This window comes from Citrobacter sp. RHB35-C21 (assembly GCF_013816515.1).
GTDB classification, from domain to species: Bacteria; Pseudomonadota; Gammaproteobacteria; order Enterobacterales; family Enterobacteriaceae; genus Citrobacter; species Citrobacter braakii.
On the sequence record NZ_CP057147.1, the window covers coordinates 3,173,751 to 3,191,665 of the forward strand.

General features: G+C 52.0%; 21 protein-coding genes and 1 pseudogene. 14 read left to right on the forward strand and 8 right to left on the reverse strand.

The window, feature by feature from the left end:
* Positions 1-14 precede the first annotated feature (14 nt).
* From flgD to flgB, 3 genes are read right to left on the reverse strand one after another with little or no spacing between them, the layout of a single operon-like run.
* Entirely contained in the window at positions 15-713 is a 699-nt protein-coding gene (flgD, locus tag HVZ39_RS15450; RefSeq protein ID WP_016152627.1) for a flagellar hook assembly protein FlgD, read from the reverse strand.
* A gap of 12 nt (positions 714-725) precedes the next feature.
* Positions 726-1,130 (reverse strand): flagellar basal body rod protein FlgC, encoded by a 405-nt coding sequence (gene flgC / locus HVZ39_RS15455; RefSeq protein WP_006685091.1) that lies wholly within the window; start codon positions 1,128-1,130, stop codon positions 726-728.
* Between the two features lie 3 nt (positions 1,131-1,133).
* Positions 1,134-1,550, reverse strand: coding sequence for a flagellar basal body rod protein FlgB (gene flgB, locus HVZ39_RS15460; protein ID WP_016152626.1), 417 nt, complete (start codon positions 1,548-1,550; stop codon positions 1,134-1,136).
* Positions 1,551-1,707: 157 nt separating this feature from the next.
* On the opposite strand from flgB, the gene flgA reads away from it, so the two are divergent.
* The 3 genes from flgA (at position 1,708) to flgN (ending at position 3,180) form a co-directional block, all read left to right on the forward strand.
* Positions 1,708-2,367 (forward strand): flagellar basal body P-ring formation chaperone FlgA, encoded by a 660-nt coding sequence (flgA, locus tag HVZ39_RS15465; protein ID WP_016156187.1) that lies wholly within the window; start codon positions 1,708-1,710, stop codon positions 2,365-2,367.
* 93 nt (positions 2,368-2,460) lie between these two features.
* A complete protein-coding gene (flgM, locus tag HVZ39_RS15470; RefSeq protein WP_016152624.1) occupies positions 2,461-2,754 on the forward strand; it encodes a flagellar biosynthesis anti-sigma factor FlgM in 294 nt (97 codons plus the stop codon).
* 3 nt (positions 2,755-2,757) lie between these two features.
* On the forward strand, positions 2,758-3,180 hold the full coding sequence (gene flgN / locus HVZ39_RS15475; protein WP_016152623.1) for a flagella biosynthesis chaperone FlgN: 423 nt from the start codon (positions 2,758-2,760) through the stop codon (positions 3,178-3,180).
* An 85-nt stretch (positions 3,181-3,265) separates the two neighbouring features.
* Here the strand turns inward: flgN and murJ are convergent, their stop codons facing one another.
* From murJ to rimJ, 4 genes and pseudogenes are all read right to left on the reverse strand, one after another.
* Positions 3,266-4,801, reverse strand: a complete 1,536-nt coding sequence (gene murJ, locus HVZ39_RS15480; protein ID WP_016152622.1) for a murein biosynthesis integral membrane protein MurJ — start codon at positions 4,799-4,801, stop codon at positions 3,266-3,268.
* Between the two features lie 223 nt (positions 4,802-5,024).
* Positions 5,025-5,948, reverse strand: coding sequence for a Gfo/Idh/MocA family oxidoreductase (locus HVZ39_RS15485; RefSeq protein WP_181632648.1), 924 nt, complete (start codon positions 5,946-5,948; stop codon positions 5,025-5,027).
* A gap of 1 nt (position 5,949) precedes the next feature.
* Positions 5,950-6,597 carry a YceH family protein gene (locus tag HVZ39_RS15490; RefSeq protein ID WP_049040969.1) on the reverse strand — a complete coding sequence of 216 codons (648 nt, stop codon included), beginning with the start codon at positions 6,595-6,597 and terminating at the stop codon, positions 5,950-5,952.
* 34 nt (positions 6,598-6,631) lie between these two features.
* A pseudogene (gene rimJ, locus HVZ39_RS15495) lies at positions 6,632-7,216 on the reverse strand (ribosomal protein S5-alanine N-acetyltransferase).
* A 259-nt stretch (positions 7,217-7,475) separates the two neighbouring features.
* Here rimJ and mdtH point away from each other — a divergent pair.
* The 9 genes from mdtH to HVZ39_RS15540 all read left to right on the forward strand — a co-directional run bounded on the left by mdtH (position 7,476) and on the right by HVZ39_RS15540 (position 14,221).
* Entirely contained in the window at positions 7,476-8,684 is a 1,209-nt protein-coding gene (gene mdtH, locus HVZ39_RS15500) for a multidrug efflux MFS transporter MdtH (protein ID WP_016156184.1), read from the forward strand.
* A 114-nt stretch (positions 8,685-8,798) separates the two neighbouring features.
* Positions 8,799-9,359: a lipoprotein gene (locus HVZ39_RS15505; RefSeq protein WP_016152618.1), complete on the forward strand. Its 561-nt coding sequence runs from the start codon at positions 8,799-8,801 to the stop codon at positions 9,357-9,359.
* 105 nt (positions 9,360-9,464) lie between these two features.
* The gene (gene pyrC / locus HVZ39_RS15510; protein WP_181632649.1) at positions 9,465-10,511 is read left to right on the forward strand and encodes a dihydroorotase; all 1,047 of its coding nucleotides are present in this window, start codon (positions 9,465-9,467) and stop codon (positions 10,509-10,511) included.
* A 65-nt stretch (positions 10,512-10,576) separates the two neighbouring features.
* Positions 10,577-10,822: a DNA damage-inducible protein I gene (gene dinI, locus HVZ39_RS15515; RefSeq protein WP_003036157.1), complete on the forward strand. Its 246-nt coding sequence runs from the start codon at positions 10,577-10,579 to the stop codon at positions 10,820-10,822.
* A gap of 339 nt (positions 10,823-11,161) precedes the next feature.
* Positions 11,162-11,416, forward strand: coding sequence for a biofilm formation regulator BssS (gene bssS / locus HVZ39_RS15520; RefSeq protein ID WP_003036154.1), 255 nt, complete (start codon positions 11,162-11,164; stop codon positions 11,414-11,416).
* A 114-nt stretch (positions 11,417-11,530) separates the two neighbouring features.
* On the forward strand, positions 11,531-12,649 hold the full coding sequence (gene solA, locus HVZ39_RS15525; protein WP_016156182.1) for an N-methyl-L-tryptophan oxidase: 1,119 nt from the start codon (positions 11,531-11,533) through the stop codon (positions 12,647-12,649).
* A 52-nt stretch (positions 12,650-12,701) separates the two neighbouring features.
* On the forward strand, positions 12,702-12,815 hold the full coding sequence (locus HVZ39_RS15530) for a YceO family protein (protein ID WP_003036148.1): 114 nt from the start codon (positions 12,702-12,704) through the stop codon (positions 12,813-12,815).
* A 262-nt stretch (positions 12,816-13,077) separates the two neighbouring features.
* The gene (locus HVZ39_RS15535; RefSeq protein WP_181632650.1) at positions 13,078-13,644 is read left to right on the forward strand and encodes a cytochrome b; all 567 of its coding nucleotides are present in this window, start codon (positions 13,078-13,080) and stop codon (positions 13,642-13,644) included.
* Between the two features lies 1 nt (position 13,645).
* Positions 13,646-14,221: a YceI family protein gene (locus HVZ39_RS15540; RefSeq protein WP_101699918.1), complete on the forward strand. Its 576-nt coding sequence runs from the start codon at positions 13,646-13,648 to the stop codon at positions 14,219-14,221.
* Positions 14,222-14,267: 46 nt separating this feature from the next.
* Here the strand turns inward: HVZ39_RS15540 and HVZ39_RS15545 are convergent, their stop codons facing one another.
* Entirely contained in the window at positions 14,268-15,320 is a 1,053-nt protein-coding gene (locus HVZ39_RS15545) for a rhodanese-related sulfurtransferase (protein ID WP_181632651.1), read from the reverse strand.
* Positions 15,321-15,540: 220 nt separating this feature from the next.
* Here HVZ39_RS15545 and HVZ39_RS15550 point away from each other — a divergent pair, with 220 nt between their 5' ends.
* Positions 15,541-16,461 carry a Kdo(2)-lipid IV(A) acyltransferase gene (locus HVZ39_RS15550; RefSeq protein WP_049282344.1) on the forward strand — a complete coding sequence of 307 codons (921 nt, stop codon included), beginning with the start codon at positions 15,541-15,543 and terminating at the stop codon, positions 16,459-16,461.
* A gap of 155 nt (positions 16,462-16,616) precedes the next feature.
* Positions 16,617-17,837, forward strand: coding sequence for a multidrug efflux MFS transporter MdtG (gene mdtG / locus HVZ39_RS15555; protein ID WP_019076457.1), 1,221 nt, complete (start codon positions 16,617-16,619; stop codon positions 17,835-17,837).
* Positions 17,838-17,915: the final 78 nt, after the last annotated feature.

Consider the following 17,915-nt stretch of genomic DNA (forward strand, 5'->3'; position numbering starts at 1 on the left):
ATAAGTGTGAAGGCTTAAATGATCTGCCGTACTTCGTCGAGGGTGGTGGTTCCATAGGTGCCCAGATCCAGCGTATTACCGCCGTTACTGCGAATAACGCCCTGCACCAGCGCAAACTGAAGCGGCTGAGCCACCAGTTGTGTTCCGCCATTACTGGCAGCAATTGACACGTTGTAAGAACCGCTTGGCGCATCCGTGCCATCGGTCATGGTGCCGTCCCAGGTAAAGGTATGAACGCCCGCTTTCAACCCACCAATATCAATGGTGCGTACCACCTTGCCGTCTTTATCGGTAATGGTTGCGGTAACCTTATCTGCCGGTTGCTGCAGTTCAACGCCAAACGGCGTAGTGGTGGTTTTTGCGCCCTCTTCCGTACCTTTACCGGTCAGGATGGTGGTACCTGGGATCATGACACCGTGGCCAATCAGCGTACTGGCCTGCAGCGACTGACTGTTGTCGATCTGCCCGGAGATCGATCCCAGCGTGGTGTTCAGTTTCTCAATTCCGCTCACGGTACTGATTTGCGCCAACTGGGTGGTCAGTTCGTTGTTTTGCAGCGGGTTGGTTGGATCCTGGTTTTTCAGCTGTGCAACCAGCAGCGTAAGGAAGCTGCTTTGCAGGTCCGCGGCGTTGCTGCCCGTCAGCGAACTCTTCCCCGTTGCGTCATTCACACCCGTCGTGCTCGGGTCATTCATTTTTACAGCAATAGACATGTGCGCCTCCTTTTACTGGCCTAGCGTCAGCGTTTTGAGCATCAAGCTTTTCACCGTATTGAGCACTTCAACGTTTGCCTGGTAGCTACGCGAAGCTGACATGGTGTTGACCATTTCGCCGACGACGTCCACATTCGGCATTTTTACGTAACCGTTCGCATCAGCCAGCGGATTACCGGGTTCATAAACCAGCTTATCCGGCGCCTGGCTTTCAATGACGTCAGCGACTTTTACGCCACCGGTTGCCGCACCTGGCGCGGCATCAACCTGAAAAACAACCTGCTTCGCGCGATAGGGCTGACCGTCAGGTCCGGTGACGCTATCCGCATTCGCCATGTTGCTGGCCGCCACGTTCAGGCGCTTAGACTGAGCCGTCAGCGCAGAGCCTGCGATATCAAAAATATTTAACAGCGCCACGAATTAGTTCCCTCCTTGCAGCACGTTCATCATGCCTTTGATTTGTCCACCCAACGCGGTCAGCCCCATTTGATACTTGAGGCTGTTGTCTGCAAATTGCGTACGCTCCCGGTCCATATCTACCGTGTTGCCATCGAGAGACGGCTGATCAGGAATGCGGTAGAGCAGTTCCGTAGAAGGAGCGGAAACGGTCTGGGCCGGAATGTGTTGTGCAGAGGTCAGCGTCAACGAGACACCGCCGGTTTCTTCCCGTCCTCGCACCATGACTTTTTTTAATTCACTGGCGAAATCCAGGTCGCGCGCCTGATACCCCGGCGTGTCGGCATTGGCTATGTTGGCCGCCAATACTTCCTGGCGTTGGGCGCGCAAATTCAGCGCTTCCTGTTGAAAACGTAAGGCGGCGTCGAGCTTATCGAGCATATCTCCTCCGCAAATGACAAAATTCAGCCGACAGCTTAAATCCCATTACGCGCGCGTTATCGCCGGAATAAACGCAAAATGCGTCGCTATTTGTTGCGTTGATGACTGCGTCACACAGGTAGAATCCTGTCACTACCTGAAAAAGCGCGAGGTTTTGATGCAAACGTTTAAACGTGGAGTCGTCGTGGCAGCACTGCTGTTCAGTCCTATGACGCTGGCGCAAGACCTGAATTCACAGCTGACGGCATGGTTTTCACAGCGACTGGCCGGATTTAGCGATGAGGTCGTCGTTACTATCCGAACGTCGCCAAACTTATTGCCGAGCTGCGAACAACCAGCATTAAGCGTGTCCGGGAGTGCAAAATTGTGGGGTAATGTGAACGTGCTGGCGCGCTGCGCCAACGAGAAACGTTATCTGCAGGTGAACGTGCAGGCCACGGGAAACTACGTTGTTGCCGCCGCGCCCGTCGCTCGGGGTAGCGCCCTGACTTCGGCCAGCGTAACGCTAAAACGAGGTCGACTGGACCAACTCCCTCCGCGCGCCGTGCTGGATATGAATCAGGTGCAGGATGCCGTAAGCCTGCGCGATCTGGTGCCAGGTCAGCCGATACAGCTTTCCATGTTGCGCCAGGCATGGCGAATCAAGGCCGGTCAGCGCGTCCTGGTTATCGCCAACGGAGATGGCTTTCGGGTGAATGCCGAAGGTAAAGCGCTGAACAATGCCGCCGTCGCCCAGAATGCCCGAGTACGGATGATTTCAGGCCAGGTGGTGAGCGGTGTCGTCGATTCTGATGGGAATATTCTTATTAACCTATAATAGGTTAAAGATTTTTTAGCGTGTGCCGATAGATAAACAACCAATGATTACAGCGGGCCGCTATAGCGTAACCCCTCGATGAGGATAAACAAAATGAGCATTGATCGTACCTCACCATTGAAGCCAGTTAGTACCGTTCAGCCACGTGAAACCAGCGATGCGCCGGTACAAAAAACGCGGAAGGAAAAAACCACCGCCACCACCAGCACCAGCGTCATGCTGAGCGACGCCCAGGCCAAACTGATGCAGCCCGGCACCAATGACATCAATATGGAACGCGTGGAAGCACTCAAAACCGCAATCCGTAATGGCGAGCTGAAAATGGACACCGGAAAAATTGCCGACTCGCTGATCCGCGAGGCGCAGAGCTACTTACAGAGTAAATAAAGTATGACTCGTTTGTCAGAAATACTTGACCAGATGACGACCGTCCTCAATGACCTGAAAACGGTAATGGATGCTGAACAGCAGCAGCTTTCCGCAGGATATATTAACGGCAGCCAGCTACAGCGTATTACAGAAGAAAAAAGCTCTTTGCTGGCAACCCTTGATTACCTGGAGCAGCAGCGCCGTCTGGAGCATGACGCCACGCGCAGCGCCAATGATGAAATTGCCGAGCGTTGGCAGACCATTACCCGGAAAACACAGGACCTACGCGAACTCAACCAGCACAACGGTTGGCTGCTGGAAGGGCAGATCGAGCGCAATCAACAAGCGATTCAAGTGCTGAAACCGCACCAGGAACCGGCGCTGTATGGCGCAAACGGTCAAACCTCTGCTGCGCACCGCGGCGGGAAAAAATTCTCTATCTGATGCTAGCCTGATAACGTTTTGCTTATCAGGCCTACGCGTTTTGTAGGCCGGATACGGCGTCATGCCGCCATCCGGCATTAATCTGTTACGCCGTCCGGCGCACAAACTCTTTCACTTTAAAGCCCAGCACCGCGAGCGCAGCGAAGTAAGCAGCAATACCTGCCACCACAACGGCCATCAGACGCAGCAGACGCCATAACATCGTTCCCTGCGACCAGTCCGGCATGATGTATAGCATCCCAACCAGCGCCGCCGACATCACCAGCACAGAAATCACCAGTCGCGCCAGGAACCAGGCCCAACCCGGTTGTGGGGTAAAAATTTTCTGTTTCCGCAGTTGCCAGTACAGCAGTGAAGCGTTCAGACACGCCGCCAGACCAATCGACAGCGACAGCCCGGCATGTTTCAGCGGCCCAATAAATGCCAGGTTCATTACCTGGGTCATAATCAGCGTGACAATGGCAATCTTGACTGGCGTTTTAATATCCTGGCGCGAATAAAAACCTGGGGCCAACACTTTCACCACGATCAAGCCAATCAAACCTACCGAGTATGCCACCAGCGCGCGCTGCGTCATCGCGGCGTCAAAGGCGGTAAATTTACCGTACTGGAACAGAGAAACCGTCAGCGGTTTGGCCAGAATCCCCAACGCCACGGCGCTCGGTAATGCCAACAGAAAACACAAACGCAGCCCCCAGTCCATCAGACGGCAATACTCATCATGATTACCGCTGGAAAAACTTTTGGACAGCGAGGGCAGCAGGATAGTCCCCAACGCGACACCAAGTACGCCAGACGGAAACTCCATCAGACGGTCAGCATAATACATCCATGACACTGAGCCAGAGGCCAGAAACGAAGCGAAAATCGTATTGATGATCAGTGAAATCTGGCTGACAGATACCCCAAGGATCGCCGGGCCCATTTGCTTGACGACGCGCATCGCCCCCGCATCACGGAAGTTCACGCGCGGCAGCACCAGCATGCCAATTTTCTTCAGGTGCGGAAGCTGGTAAATCAGCTGCAGCACGCCGCCAACGGTAACGGCCCACGCCAGCGCCAGCACCGGAGGGTGAAAATAAGGAGCAGCAAACAGCGCGAAACCGATCATGCTGATATTCAGAAAGGTCGGCGCAAACGCCGGAATGGAAAAGCGATTCCAGGTATTCAGGATCGCACCCACCAGCGAAGCCAGTGAGATCAGCAGAATATACGGAAAGGTGATCCGTAGCAGTTGAGTGGTCAGCGCAAATTTGTCCGCGGTGTCGGCAAACCCAGGCGCGGTGACTAAAATCACCCACGGGGCAGCCAGCATTCCGGCGACCGTCACCACGGCCAGCGCCAGAGTCAACAGCCCGGAAACGTAAGAGACAAAGACGCGGGTCGCATCCTCCCCCTGCTTACTTTTATATTCGGCAAGAATAGGCACAAACGCCTGCGAAAAAGCGCCCTCAGCAAAGATTCGGCGCAGCAGGTTAGGAAGTTTGAATGCCACAAAAAAGGCATCAGTCGCCATCCCTGCGCCAAAGATTCTGGCGACAATCGCATCACGCGCAAAACCCAGCACACGTGAAAACATCGTCATCGAGCTGACGGCTGCCAGCGACTTTAATAAATTCATCTATGTTGTATTCCAGACTCTGAGGCAAAACCCCGACAAACCTGCCCGTAGGTCGGATAAGGCATGATCGCCGCCATCCGGCACTTTTGCTGTGCCTGATGGCGACGCCGTAGCGTCTTATCAGGCCGACAAACCAGCCTATGGTTGAAAAGAGGTGTTATTTTTGAGTTGGCATATAGTACCTGGATTACAATGAATTACTACCGCCAGATGTTACAGGGGATTATTCAGCCATCGCCTCCCGCCACAGCTTTTCGACAACGCGCTGGGCCAGGAGCGCCTGCTCACCTGCCGTCTGGGGAACCGTCTGATTTTGCACGCACTCAATGAAATGACGTGCGCATCCGGCAAAACCACGCTGCTCCAGGGTAGTTTGCCAGCCTGCTACCGGCTTGTGCACCACACCTTGCCCGCGCTCTTCCCGCCATTCCCGCATATCCGTAACGTCAATCAGGCCACCATCCGTCACCGCCTGCACGCTCTCGCGCTGGCTACCGGCGCGGCGATGCATACTGGTCGTTACCTGCATTTGCCCGGCAGAAAAATGGTGCTCCGCATAGAGCATCGCGCCGGAGTCATTGGTTAACAGCATACCGTTATTTAACTGCGCTTTCTCTCCCGCCAGCCACAATGCGGTATCGACAACGTGCAGATAGTCGTCCAGCAAAGTGAAGCGCAGATCGTGCGGCCCGACGCTGTCCGTCCGGTGCTTATCCATGCGTACGGACGCCGCATTGCCCAACTGGGATTTGAGATCCTGATACAGCGGCGCAAATCGACGGTTAAACCCCACCATCAGCGTCAGCTTTTTCCGCTCGGCCAGCTCCACCAATTGTTCAGCCTCGCGCAGGTTTTCCGCCAGCGGTTTATCCACGCACACGTGAACCCCGGCATTCAGCAGTTCGCTGACCACCGCATAGTGCGTTGCGGTACTGGAATGGACGAAAACCGCATCGCAGGTTTGCGCCAGATTAACCAGTGAATCAACGTAGGGTATCCGCCAGGTATCACAGATACGCTGCGCTTTTTCCCGCGAAGGTGAAAATGCCCCTTTCAGCGTCCAGTCTGCACTAGCGCCCAGCACGGGCAGCCAGGCCTTTTGCGCAATCCCGCCGAGCCCGACAACGCCGATACGTAATTTATTCACATCAGTCTCCCAGGTGCGCCAGCAAGGAATCAAGCCGCTGCTTAAGCTCCGCGACGTCTGTTTCCAGCGCTTCAACGCGCGCCTGTAGATCGCCCGAAGCTGCCGGAAGTTCATCTACCGTTGTCATCGCTTCATCAACGTCACCGCAAAACAGGTGCATATAACGGCTTTCACGTTTGCCCGGCTCACGCGCCAGGCGAACGACATAAGGACCATCTTCCCGGGTTGCCAGTTTCTCCAGTGTCGACTCTACTTCGGCCATGTCGCTGAATTCGTACATCCGGGAGGCGCGGCTACGCAGTTCACCAGGTGTTTGAGCGCCGCGCAGCAACAGCGTGGTAATGAGCGCGACTTCCCCCGCGCTGAGCTTAAGATTACCAAACTCAGAGTTGCAGAAACGCTGCTCATATTTCGTGACGCGATTACCAAAGCCACTCACCGTACGCAAGAAATGCCGTTTCACCAGGTTATCAAGCTGATCCTGCACGTCGGATTCCGACAGGTTCATCACGGGTTCACGATTCGTTTTTTGATTGCAGGCGGTTACGACTCCGTTAACGGAGAGCGGATACTGTTCAGGTGTAGTCACTTGTTTTTCTAATAAACAGCCAATCACCCGTGCTTCAGTGGCGGTTAATTCGTATTTCATCGTCTTCTCCATTAATCATGGCTGCATCTGAAACTTAGCGGCCGGGGGTCCATTCTGATGTGGTCAACGCCGTCAGCACGTGATCGCGCCACTGCCCGTCAATCAGCAGGTAGTCTTTGGCATACCCTTCTTTTTCAAAACCCAGTCGCGCCAGCAGGTCACCGCTGCGTTTATTATGTGGCATGTAGTTAGCCATAATGCGGTGAATATGCTGCGTGCGCTGCATATAGCGGATGGCCGAGGTTAAGGCTTCATACATCAGCCCCTGCCCCTGCCACTTCTACGCAATGGAGTAACCGAGATAACAGGCGTGGAAAGATCCCCGCACGACGTTCGAGAAGTTCGCGACGCCAATAATCTCTTTTTCTTCCGGATCGAGCAGCGCAAAGTAATAAGCGGTGCCCTGTTTATGAAACTCAGAGATCATGCTCAGACGCGCCTGCCAGCCTGACGGATAACAGTGGCTTTCATCGCGAATAGGCTCCCAGGGTTTTAAGAAATGACGATTTTCTGCGTAATAATCTGCCAGACGCCAGGCATCACGCTCATGCACTAAACGCACGACCAGGCGGTCCGTGGTTAAGCGCACTTTTGGCACGTTACTGCGATAGCCAAACATTCTATACCTACTCCTTCCCGTAACGTCTTCAATACGCTATTCGCATTACTATACCTGCGCAAATACGCCCTGTGAAAAGAGCAAAATGCCATTTTTTGAATTATTCACACATTTTGATGAAAACTCTCTATCAAGACGGACTTTTGATAAAAAAATATTGTCCCGCGAAGGGTGGGAAAAGCGATGACGACACCGCAGAATAGGAGGTGCTTATCTTTTAAACTCTATGCAGAGTGACGAGTTTTTCCCTGGAGGGGAAATGTCGCAAGTCTCGCAGGCAAGGAACCTGGGTAAATACTTCCTTCTTATCGATAACATGCTGGTCGTGCTGGGTTTCTTCGTCGTTTTCCCGCTGATCTCAATTCGTTTTGTCGATCAAATGGGCTGGGCTGCCGTGATGGTCGGTATCGCGCTTGGATTACGTCAATTTATCCAGCAAGGTTTAGGTATCTTCGGCGGTGCTATTGCTGACCGTTTCGGGGCAAAACCGATGATCGTCACCGGCATGCTGATGCGCGCTGCCGGATTCGCCACCATGGGCATTGCCCATGAACCGTGGCTGCTATGGTTTTCCTGCTTTCTTTCCGGGCTGGGCGGCACGTTGTTCGACCCTCCCCGCTCGGCGCTGGTGGTCAAACTGATCCGTCCGGAAAAGCGCGGGCGTTTTTTCTCTATTCTGATGATGCAGGATAGCGCCGGGGCCGTGGTTGGCGCGTTGCTCGGCAGTTGGTTATTGCAATACGATTTCCGTCTGGTGTGTGCCACTGGCGCAATTTTGTTCGTTCTGTGCGCGGCGTTTAACGCCTGGCTACTTCCGGCATGGAAGCTGTCAACGGTGAAAATTCCGGTGCGCGAAGGAATGAGCCATGTGATGCATGACAAGCGGTTTGTCACTTATGTGCTGACGCTGGCGGGCTATTACATGCTGGCGGTGCAAGTGATGCTGATGCTGCCAATAATGGTAAACGACATCGCTGGCTCACCGGCCGCTGTGAAATGGATGTATGCCATCGAGGCGTGCCTCTCTTTAACGTTGCTCTACCCGATTGCCCGCTGGAGTGAAAAACGCTTTCGCCTTGAGCATCGCCTGATGGCCGGTCTGCTGGTGATGTCTTTAAGCATGATGCCCATCGGCCTGGTCGGGAATTTGCAGCAGTTGTTCACCCTGATTTGCACGTTCTATATTGGCTCAATCATCGCCGAACCGGCGCGTGAAACCCTGAGCGCCTCGCTGGCGAATGCACGTGCCCGGGGAAGCTATATGGGTTTCAGTCGACTGGGACTCGCCATCGGCGGCGCCATTGGTTATATCGGCGGCGGCTGGCTGTTTGACATGGGTAAAGCCCTGGCACAACCTGAGCTGCCCTGGATGATGCTCGGTATTATCGGCTTCATCACTTTCCTGGCGCTGGGCTGGCAATTCAGTCTCAAACGCCCAACGCGTGGTATGCTGGAGCCTGACGCCTGATAGCCAATCTGGCGTACGCGCATTTTTCAGTTTTTTCTGCTGTTACCCGCAGCGCTGGTGCTCGATGATGCTTTGTGTCACGATTACACCACAAGCATCATGTTGAGGAACCCCATGAAAAAGTTTTTTTTTGCCGCTGCACTAATTGTCAGCGGCCTGTTGGTTGGTTGTAATCAACTCACGCAATACACGGTTAGCGAGCAAGAGATTAATCAGGCCCTGGCGAAGAATAATAACTTTTCTAAAGATATCGGTTTGCCTGGCGTCGCTGAAGCACATATCGTACTGAACAACCTCGCCAGCCAGATAGGCCGTGAAGAACCCAATAAAGTGACGCTGACCGGAGACGCCAACCTGGACATGAACTCCCTGTTTGGCAGTCAGAAAGCGACCATGAAGTTGAAGCTAAAAGCCTTACCGGTTTTCAATAAAGAAAAAGGCGCGATTTATCTGCAAGAAATGGAAGTCGTGGACGCTACCGTCACGCCGGAAAAAATGCAGTCGGTACTGCAAACGCTGATGCCTTATTTAAATCAGTCGCTGCGCAACTATTTCAACCAGCAGCCGGCATACATTCTGCGGGATGACAGCAGCCAGGGGGAAGCGCTGGCGAAAAAACTGGCGAAAGGCATTGAGGTGAAACCGGGAGAAATCATTATCCCGTTCACCGACTAATATGACAGAGGGCGCCGATGCGCCCTTTTTTTTCGTGCAAACGAAAACGTTTCCGCTTATCCTTTGTTTCCGGCAAAAAAGACTATCCTCAGCCGGAGCATATTGATGACTGCACCATCCCAGGTTTTAAAGATCCGCCGCCCAGACGACTGGCATCTTCACTTTCGCGATGGCGACATGTTAAAAACTGTCGTGCCCTATACCAGCGAAGTTTATGGCCGCGCCATTGTCATGCCGAACCTGGCTCCGCCCGTCACCACGGTGGACGCGGCTATCGCTTACCGCCAGCGAATTCTTGACGCGGTACCTGCCGGACACGACTTCACGCCATTAATGACCTTCTACTTAACGGATACGCTGGATCCCAATGAGCTGGAACGTGGATTCAACGAAGGCGTGTTCACCGCCGCAAAACTCTATCCGGCCAATGCCACCACCAACTCGACGCATGGCGTAACCTCTATTGATGCCATCATGCCAGTGCTGGAACGGATGGAAAAATTGGGTATGCCTCTGCTGGTGCACGGCGAAGTGACGCATGCGGATATCGATATTTTCGATCGCGAGGCGCGCTTTATTGAAACGGTGATGGAACCACTGCGTCAGCGCTTAACTGCGCTGAAAGTGGTGTTCGAACATATCACGACTAAAGATGCTGCCGAATACGTGCGCGACGGCAATGACCTCCTGGCGGCGACCATTACGCCGCAGCACCTGATGTTTAACCGCAACCACATGCTGGTCGGCGGGATTCGCCCTCATCTGTACTGCCTGCCGATCCTCAAACGTAACGTCCATCAACAGGCGCTGCGTGAGCTGGTCGCCAGCGGGTTTAACCGCGCCTTCCTCGGTACCGACTCAGCGCCGCATGCGCGTCATCGCAAAGAGTCAAGCTGTGGCTGTGCGGGCTGCTTTAATGCGCCGACCGCACTGGGCAGTTATGCCACCGTGTTTGAAGAGATGAATGCACTGGACCATTTTGAAGCCTTCTGCTCACTCAATGGCCCACAGTTCTACGGTTTGCCGGTGAATGAAACCTTTATTGAGCTGGAACGCGTGGAGCACCAGGTCCCGGAGAGCATTGCGCTGCAAGATGATACGCTGGTGCCTTTCCTGGGTGGCGAAACGGTACACTGGTCCGTGAAAAGCTAAAAAAAGTGTAGCCAACTGGTGAGAATAACTGTATAAATAAACAGTATATTCCACAGGGGGCTACTATGCGTATTGAAGTCACTATTGCCAAAACTTCACCTTTACCTGCTGGTGCAATTGACGCGCTGGCAGGTGAACTCTCCCGCCGTATTCAGCACCATTTTCCGGATAACGAAGGTAACGTTACCGTCCGTTATGCCGGCGCAAACAATCTGTCGGTTATTGGTGCCACCAAAGAGGATAAAGAACGCATCAGCGAGATCCTCCAGGAGACCTGGGAAAGCGCGGATGACTGGTTCATCAATGAATAAATAATGATATGCAGTGATGTTTGTTTGCCGGGTCGCCCCGGCTTTTTTATACACACCATCTTTTAATCAATAGTTCATTCCTTCTGGCAAACTGATATTTTAATAATAAATTCCTGGCTATCTTTTAACCACAACACCAAAATAATTGTGCAACATGCTTAAAAAAAATGAATAACATGTCGGTTTGTTAGTCAGATAACGCTGAAAACGAAAATTTTATGTGCTTACCTCTTTAAATTTTCAATGAATACCCTTATTTATTGATATACTGAAGTTGCTTCAGAAAAAACGCATTGAACCTCGAAAACCGTTGTCTAGTAACACGAATTAGGGGGCATGATGGAAAAGAATAATGAAGTCATTCAGACTCATCCGTTAGTAGGATGGGACATCAGCACTGTTGATAGCTACGATGCGCTGATGCTGCGTTTGCACTACCAGACCCCGAATCGTCCTGACCCGGATGGGACTGAAGTTGGTCAAACGCTCTGGTTAACCACTGATGTTGCCAGGCAATTTATTTCGATATTAGAAGCAGGAATCGCTAAAATTGAATCCGGCGATTACCAGGTAAATGAGTATCAGCGACATTAAATCTGATACATCCAACCATCAAAAGGCACCTTTCCGGTGCCTTTCTTATTTCCAGGTTGAATATTCCGGGTCACTTATTTACCCTGCTACTATCGCGATTGCAGAGAGAAGCGGATGAAATACGACTTAATCATAATTGGCAGCGGTTCCGTGGGCGCCGCAGCCGGATACTATGCCACTCGCGCCGGTCTGAAGGTTCTGATGATCGATGCGCATATGCCACCGCATCAGCAGGGCAGCCACCACGGCGACACTCGATTAATTCGTCATGCCTATGGCGAAGGTGAAAAATATGTTCCGCTGGTGCTGCGTGCGCAAACATTATGGGATGAATTATCCACCCAAAATGAAGAGCCGATTTTTGTGCGCTCTGGTGTCATCAACCTTGGTCCGGCAGATTCAACCTTCTTAGCGACCGCGGCGCAAAGTGCAAAACAGTGGCAACTCAATGTTGAACAACTGGATGCAGCAGCCATTATGGCGCGCTGGCCAGAGATTCGCGTACCTGAAAACTATATCGGTCTGTTTGAAGCGGAGTCTGGTTTTTTACGTAGTGAGTTAGCGATTAAAACCTGGATCCGTCTGGCGGAAGAAGCAGGCTGTGCGCAGCTATTTAAATGCCCGGTCAGCGCAATTCGTCATAGTGATGATGGCGTCACGGTAGAAACCGCCGATGGTGACTATCACGCGCAAAAAGCGGTGATCAGCGCCGGAACCTGGGTACAGGCATTAGTCCCTGAACTACCGATACAACCGGTACGCAAAGTGTTCGCCTGGTATCAAGCCGATGGGCGTTACAGCGTTAAGAATAACTTCCCTGCCTTCACCGGAGAGCTACCAAATGGCGATCAATTCTACGGTTTCCCGGCAGAAAACGACGAGCTAAAAATTGGTAAGCACAATGGTGGACAGGTAATTCATTCGGCAGAAGAGCGCAAGCCGTTTGCCGCTGTAGCCAGCGATGGTTCTGAAGCCTTCCCATTCCTGCGTACAATACTGCCAGGCGTTGGCTGCTGTCTGCACGGTGCGTCCTGCACCTATGATAACTCACCAGATGAAGACTTTATTATTGATACTCTACCGGAGCATGACAACACGCTGATCATCACCGGGCTGAGCGGACATGGCTTTAAGTTTGCCGCCGTCCTCGGAGAGATTGCGGCAGACTTCGCCCAGGACAAACCGTCTGACTTTGACCTGACTCCCTTCAGGCTAAATCGTTTTAAGCGATAATAAATGAATGGCCTCGTTGGTGAGGCCATTTTTAATGACAGGAATAACGTTGATGCGCCGCATCTTTCACTATCTGGTTAATAATATTCGCGAGCATCTTATGCTCTACATTATTTTATGGTCGCTGCTGGCAATTATGGATGTGATATATATTATGTTTTTCTGAACCCGCAACGCTGACACTAATTGACATAAACTGATATTAACTTAATTTTCATTGCAATTAACTGAACAAGAAAAATACCTTAAACACCCAGAAACCAAGCCTTAATGTCATCCACCCCTACTAATTCCTTGATGATTACTTCATAATTCAATCAATTTTATTGAATCAAAAACAAATATCACCATTATTGTTATTTATTAGTTGCATTAATGTCTTTTACGCGCCATTTTCATTCACTTCTGAAATATCTAACGGTGCACTTATGCAATTCAATAATACTCCACAACGCTATGGCGTGGTGTCTGCCGCTTTACACTGGCTGATTGCGATTGCTGTATATGGCATGTTTGCGCTGGGATTGTGGATGGTCACACTCAGCTATTACGACGGCTGGTATCACCAGGCCCCTGAACTGCATAAAAGCATCGGCGTTGTGCTTATGATGGGGCTGGTTATCCGCGTCGTCTGGCGGTTGATCTCCCCACCTCCTCCTGCGCTGGCAAGTTATTCCCGTTTAACCCGCATCGCGGCGGCACTGGGTCACCTCGCGCTATACACATTGCTCTTTTCTATTGTCATCAGCGGGTATTTGATTTCCACCGCTGATGGCAAAGCGATAAGCGTATTTGGTTGGTTCGACATTCCTGCCACCCTTGCCAATGCGGGCGCTCAGGCCGACCTCGCCGGTAGTCTGCACCTGTGGCTTGCGTGGACCGTGGTGGTTTTATCGCTTCTGCACGGACTGATGGCCCTGAAACATCACTTTATCGATAACGACGATACCCTGAATCGCATGTTGGGAAAATCGTCATCTGACTATGGAGCTTAAAATGAAAAAAAACCTGCTGGGACTTACACTCGCCTCTCTGTTATTCACCACCGGGTCAGCCGTGGCGGCAGATTACAAAATTGACAAAGAAGGACAGCATGCCTTTGTTAATTTCCGTATTCAGCACCTGGGTTACAGTTGGCTGTACGGCACATTTAAAGATTTCGACGGGACTTTTACCTTTGATGAGAAAAATCCCTCAGCCGATAAGGTTAACGTCACCATCAACACCAACAGCGTTGACACCAATCACGCCGAACGCGACAAGCACCTGCGCAGCGCAGATTTCCTTAACGTGGCCAAATTCCCGCAGGCGACCTTTAGCTCTACCAGCGTGAAGAAAGAGGGGAACGACCTGGATATCACCGGTAATCTCACCCTGAACGGCGTCACTAAACCGGTTACGCTGGATGCGAAGCTGATCGGTCAGGGCGGCGATCCGTGGGGTGGCACGCGTGCAGGTTTTGAAGCAGAAGGTAAAATTAAGCTGAAGGACTTCAACATCACCACCGATCTCGGCCCGGCGTCTCAGGAAGTCGATCTGATCATCTCAGTGGAAGGCGTCCAACAGAAGTAACGTATGAGTTGCCGGATGGGGCTAAAACCGCCATCCGGCATGATGACTATTGCGCAGGGTCAGGAATACCCAGTTTGGTATTCAGGCGACCGCGTGACTTATTAAAAATTTTGTTGCCATTTTCACGTCCGGCGCGAAGACGACGTTGCTCTTCTTCCGGCAACTTACTCTCTTCGCTACACAACTCGCTACAGCAGCCGTTATACTTCTGCGCGCAGGCCGGACACTGGATAAACAACAGATGGCAGCCATCATTTTTGCAATTAGTATGGCTGTCGCACGCCGTTCCGCACTGATGACAATGCGCAATAACATCTTCAGAAATCCTTTCGCCCATACGCTCATCAAAAACGAAGTTTTTACCGACAAAACGCACAGGAAGCCCCTGTTCACGCGCCTTGCGGGCATATTCAATAATACCGCCCTCAATGTGCCAGACTTTGCTAAATCCGTTGTGTTTCATCCAGGCGCTGGCTTTCTCACAACGGATCCCGCCTGTGCAATACATAACGATTTTTTTATCTTTATGCGCCTGCATCATTTCAACGGCTTTCGGTAACTGGTCGCGGAACGTGTCTGCCGGGATTTCCAGCGCATTCTCAAAATGGCCCACTTCATATTCATAGTGGTTGCGCATATCAATGAATACCGCGTCAGGATCGTCCAGCATGGCGTTTACTTCCGCCGCCTTCAGGTAATCACCTACGTTGCTGGCGTCAAATTGCGGATCGTCAATGCCATCCGCCACGATGCGTTCACGCACTTTCATGCGCAGCACCCAGAACGATTTCCCATCATCATCCAGCGCGATATTCAGACGTAACCCGGCGAATGCGGGATCAAACGCATAAAGCTGCTGGCGGAATGCCTCGACGTTGCTTTGCGGTACGCTGATTTGCGCGTTGATTCCTTCATGGGCAAGATAAACGCGCCCGAAGACGTTCAATGCAGTGAACATCTGGTACAGCGCATCACGTGTGTACTGAGGATTGGCGATGGTGAAATATTTATAGAATGAGATCGTCGTGCGCGGCTCGGTCTCAGCCAACATTTTGGCTTTGAGCGCATCGTTCGAAATGCGGTTGTGTAACACTGGCATGGTGTACGTATCCTGCAAATAGGGAGAAAATGAAAATCGGCGGCATAATAAAGCAAACACTGCCAATTTACATCCACACATTTTACGCTACATTTCTTACTCCAATATAAAAGTGCAACAACAATTGCTGGTTTAATCACCGTTCTCCCGTCACAAATTTTTGATATGCGCGAAAAAATGCGACAATACAGGCAATTGGTCGTTTGAAGACAGGATAGACATGACGAATTTACCCAAGTTTTCGGCTGCGTTACTGCATCCACGTTATTGGTTAACCTGGCTGGGCATTGGCATCCTTTGGTTAATCGTGCAGTTACCCTACCCGATTCTTTACAAGTTGGGCTGCGCATTAGGTCGTCTGGCATTACGTTTGATGAAACGTCGGGCAAAAATTGTTTCCCGTAATCTGGAACTGTGCTTCCCGCAAATGAGCGAGCAGGAACGCCAGCAGATGATCATCAAGAACTTCGAGTCCGTGGGCATGGGCGTGATGGAAACCGGAATGGCCTGGTTTTGGTCTGACAAGCGCATTTCACGCTGGACGGAAGTTATCGGGATGGAACATATCCGCGACGTTCAGGCGCAAAAGCGGGGAATTTTGTTAGTGGGTCTGCACTTTCTGACCCTTGAACTGGGGGCGCGTCAGTTTGGTTTGCAGGAGCCGGGGATAGGCGTATATCGCCCTAACGACAACCCACTGCTCGACTGGCTACAAACCTGGGGCCGTATGCGCTCTAATAAATCAATGCTCGATCGTAAAGACCTGAAAGGAATGATTAAAGCGTTGAAAAAAGGCGAAGTGGTCTGGTATGCGCCGGATCATGACTACGGTCCCCGCGCCAGCGTATTTGTCCCGCTTTTTGCTGTTGAACAGGCCGCAACAACCTCCGGGACCTGGATGCTTTCACGCATGTCGAATGCCTGCCTGGTACCGTTTGTTCCCCGCCGCAAACCTGACGGTAAAGGTTATCAATTGATTATGCTGCCTCCGGAGTGTTCACCGCCGTTAGACAACGCGGAGACTACGGCAGCGTGGATGAATAAGATTGTTGAGCAATGCATCATGATGGCCCCAGAGCAGTATATGTGGCTACACCGTCGTTTCAAGACGCGTCCTGAAGGTTCACCTTCCCTGTACTAAAGCACGGTTGCAGTCCTGTGGACTGCAACACCTTCCCTGCCCGCTTTAGGTTTAACTGCTATCCGCATTGCAGCAACTATCAACCAGGCGCATAATTAGCCTGCTTCCTTATATTCAATCGATAGCGCAAACAGCGCGCCACACTGCGGAACGCTATGTCACCCTCAGATGCTCCCATAAACTGGAAACGCAACCTCACCGTTGCCTGGTTGGGTTGTTTTTTAACCGGTGCAGCATTTAGCCTGGTTATGCCCTTTTTGCCCCTCTATGTCGAGAGCCTCGGCGTTACGGGTCATAGCGCCCTGAATATGTGGTCAGGTCTGGTCTTCAGCATCACTTTTCTCTTTTCCGCCATCGCCTCTCCTTTCTGGGGTGGCCTTGCCGATCGCAAAGGGCGAAAAATCATGCTGCTGCGTTCCGCATTGGGTATGGCTATTGTGATGCTGTTGATGGGGCTGGCGCAAAATATCTGGCAGTTCCTGGTCCTGCGCGCCCTGTTGGGTCTGCTCGGCGGTTTCATTCCCAACGCCAATGCGCTGATCGCCACCCAGGTTCCGCGCAATAAAAGCGGCTGGGCGCTGGGAACGCTTTCCACCGGCGGCGTCAGCGGCGCACTGCTCGGACCGTTGGCAGGCGGGCTGCTCGCGGATCAGTACGGACTACGCCCGGTATTTTTCATCACCGCCAGCGTACTGCTGCTCTGTTTTATCCTGACGCTATTTTTTATTCGCGAACGTTTCCAACCGGTGAGCAAGAAAGAGATGCTGCACATTCGCGAAGTCGTGGCCTCGTTAAAAAATCCCAAACTGGTGCTGAGCCTGTTTGTCACAACGCTGATAATCCAGGTGGCAACCGGGTCCATCGCGCCAATTCTGACGCTGTACGTTCGAGAGTTGGCTGGCAACGTCAGTAACATCGCCTTTATTAGCGGGATGATTGCTTCCGTACCGGGCGTGGCTGCGTTAATTAGCGCCCCGCGGCTCGGCAAATTAGGTGACCGAATTGGCCCGGAGAAGATCCTGATTGTTGCTCTGGTCATCTCCGTGCTGCTGCTTATTCCAATGTCGTTTGTACAATCGCCCTGGCAACTTGCCGTTCTGCGCTTTTTATTGGGGGCCGCTGACGGGGCTCTGCTCCCGGCAGTACAAACGCTGCTGGTCTATAACTCAACCAATCAGATAGCCGGGCGTATTTTCAGTTATAACCAGTCATTTCGCGATATCGGTAACGTAACGGGGCCGTTAATGGGGGCGGCAATTTCCGCCAACTACGGTTTTCGCGCCGTCTTCTGCGTGACCGCGGGCGTCGTACTGTTTAACGCTTTCTACTCGTGGAATAGCCTGCGCCGTCGCCGGAGCACTGAGGCTACGGGATGATTTTTGTGCATTCATACTTGCAATATCGGAGAATCAACTATTATTTCCCTGAATACTTCATTAAATCAAAGGGAGACT

Bases quoted from the DNA above. Each gene is read 5' to 3' on its own strand.
- murJ (WP_016152622.1), bottom strand. From the start codon at position 4,801: ATGAATTTATTAAAGTCGCTGGCAGCCGTCAGCTCGATGACGATGTTT.
- flgN (WP_016152623.1), top strand. From the start codon at position 2,758: ATGACTCGTTTGTCAGAAATACTTGACCAGATGACGACCGTCCTCAAT.
- flgD (WP_016152627.1), bottom strand. From the start codon at position 713: ATGTCTATTGCTGTAAAAATGAATGACCCGAGCACGACGGGTGTGAAT.
- HVZ39_RS15535 (WP_181632650.1), top strand. From the start codon at position 13,078: ATGCAATTCAATAATACTCCACAACGCTATGGCGTGGTGTCTGCCGCT.
- HVZ39_RS15490 (WP_049040969.1), bottom strand. From the start codon at position 6,597: ATGAAATACGAATTAACCGCCACTGAAGCACGGGTGATTGGCTGTTTA.
- flgM (WP_016152624.1), top strand. From the start codon at position 2,461: ATGAGCATTGATCGTACCTCACCATTGAAGCCAGTTAGTACCGTTCAG.
- dinI (WP_003036157.1), top strand. From the start codon at position 10,577: ATGCGTATTGAAGTCACTATTGCCAAAACTTCACCTTTACCTGCTGGT.
- HVZ39_RS15505 (WP_016152618.1), top strand. From the start codon at position 8,799: ATGAAAAAGTTTTTTTTTGCCGCTGCACTAATTGTCAGCGGCCTGTTG.
- solA (WP_016156182.1), top strand. From the start codon at position 11,531: ATGAAATACGACTTAATCATAATTGGCAGCGGTTCCGTGGGCGCCGCA.
- pyrC (WP_181632649.1), top strand. From the start codon at position 9,465: ATGACTGCACCATCCCAGGTTTTAAAGATCCGCCGCCCAGACGACTGG.
- flgB (WP_016152626.1), bottom strand. From the start codon at position 1,550: ATGCTCGATAAGCTCGACGCCGCCTTACGTTTTCAACAGGAAGCGCTG.
- HVZ39_RS15530 (WP_003036148.1), top strand. From the start codon at position 12,702: ATGCGCCGCATCTTTCACTATCTGGTTAATAATATTCGCGAGCATCTT.
- mdtH (WP_016156184.1), top strand. From the start codon at position 7,476: ATGTCGCAAGTCTCGCAGGCAAGGAACCTGGGTAAATACTTCCTTCTT.
- bssS (WP_003036154.1), top strand. From the start codon at position 11,162: ATGGAAAAGAATAATGAAGTCATTCAGACTCATCCGTTAGTAGGATGG.
- HVZ39_RS15550 (WP_049282344.1), top strand. From the start codon at position 15,541: ATGACGAATTTACCCAAGTTTTCGGCTGCGTTACTGCATCCACGTTAT.
- HVZ39_RS15540 (WP_101699918.1), top strand. From the start codon at position 13,646: ATGAAAAAAAACCTGCTGGGACTTACACTCGCCTCTCTGTTATTCACC.
- mdtG (WP_019076457.1), top strand. From the start codon at position 16,617: ATGTCACCCTCAGATGCTCCCATAAACTGGAAACGCAACCTCACCGTT.
- HVZ39_RS15545 (WP_181632651.1), bottom strand. From the start codon at position 15,320: ATGCCAGTGTTACACAACCGCATTTCGAACGATGCGCTCAAAGCCAAA.
- flgA (WP_016156187.1), top strand. From the start codon at position 1,708: ATGCAAACGTTTAAACGTGGAGTCGTCGTGGCAGCACTGCTGTTCAGT.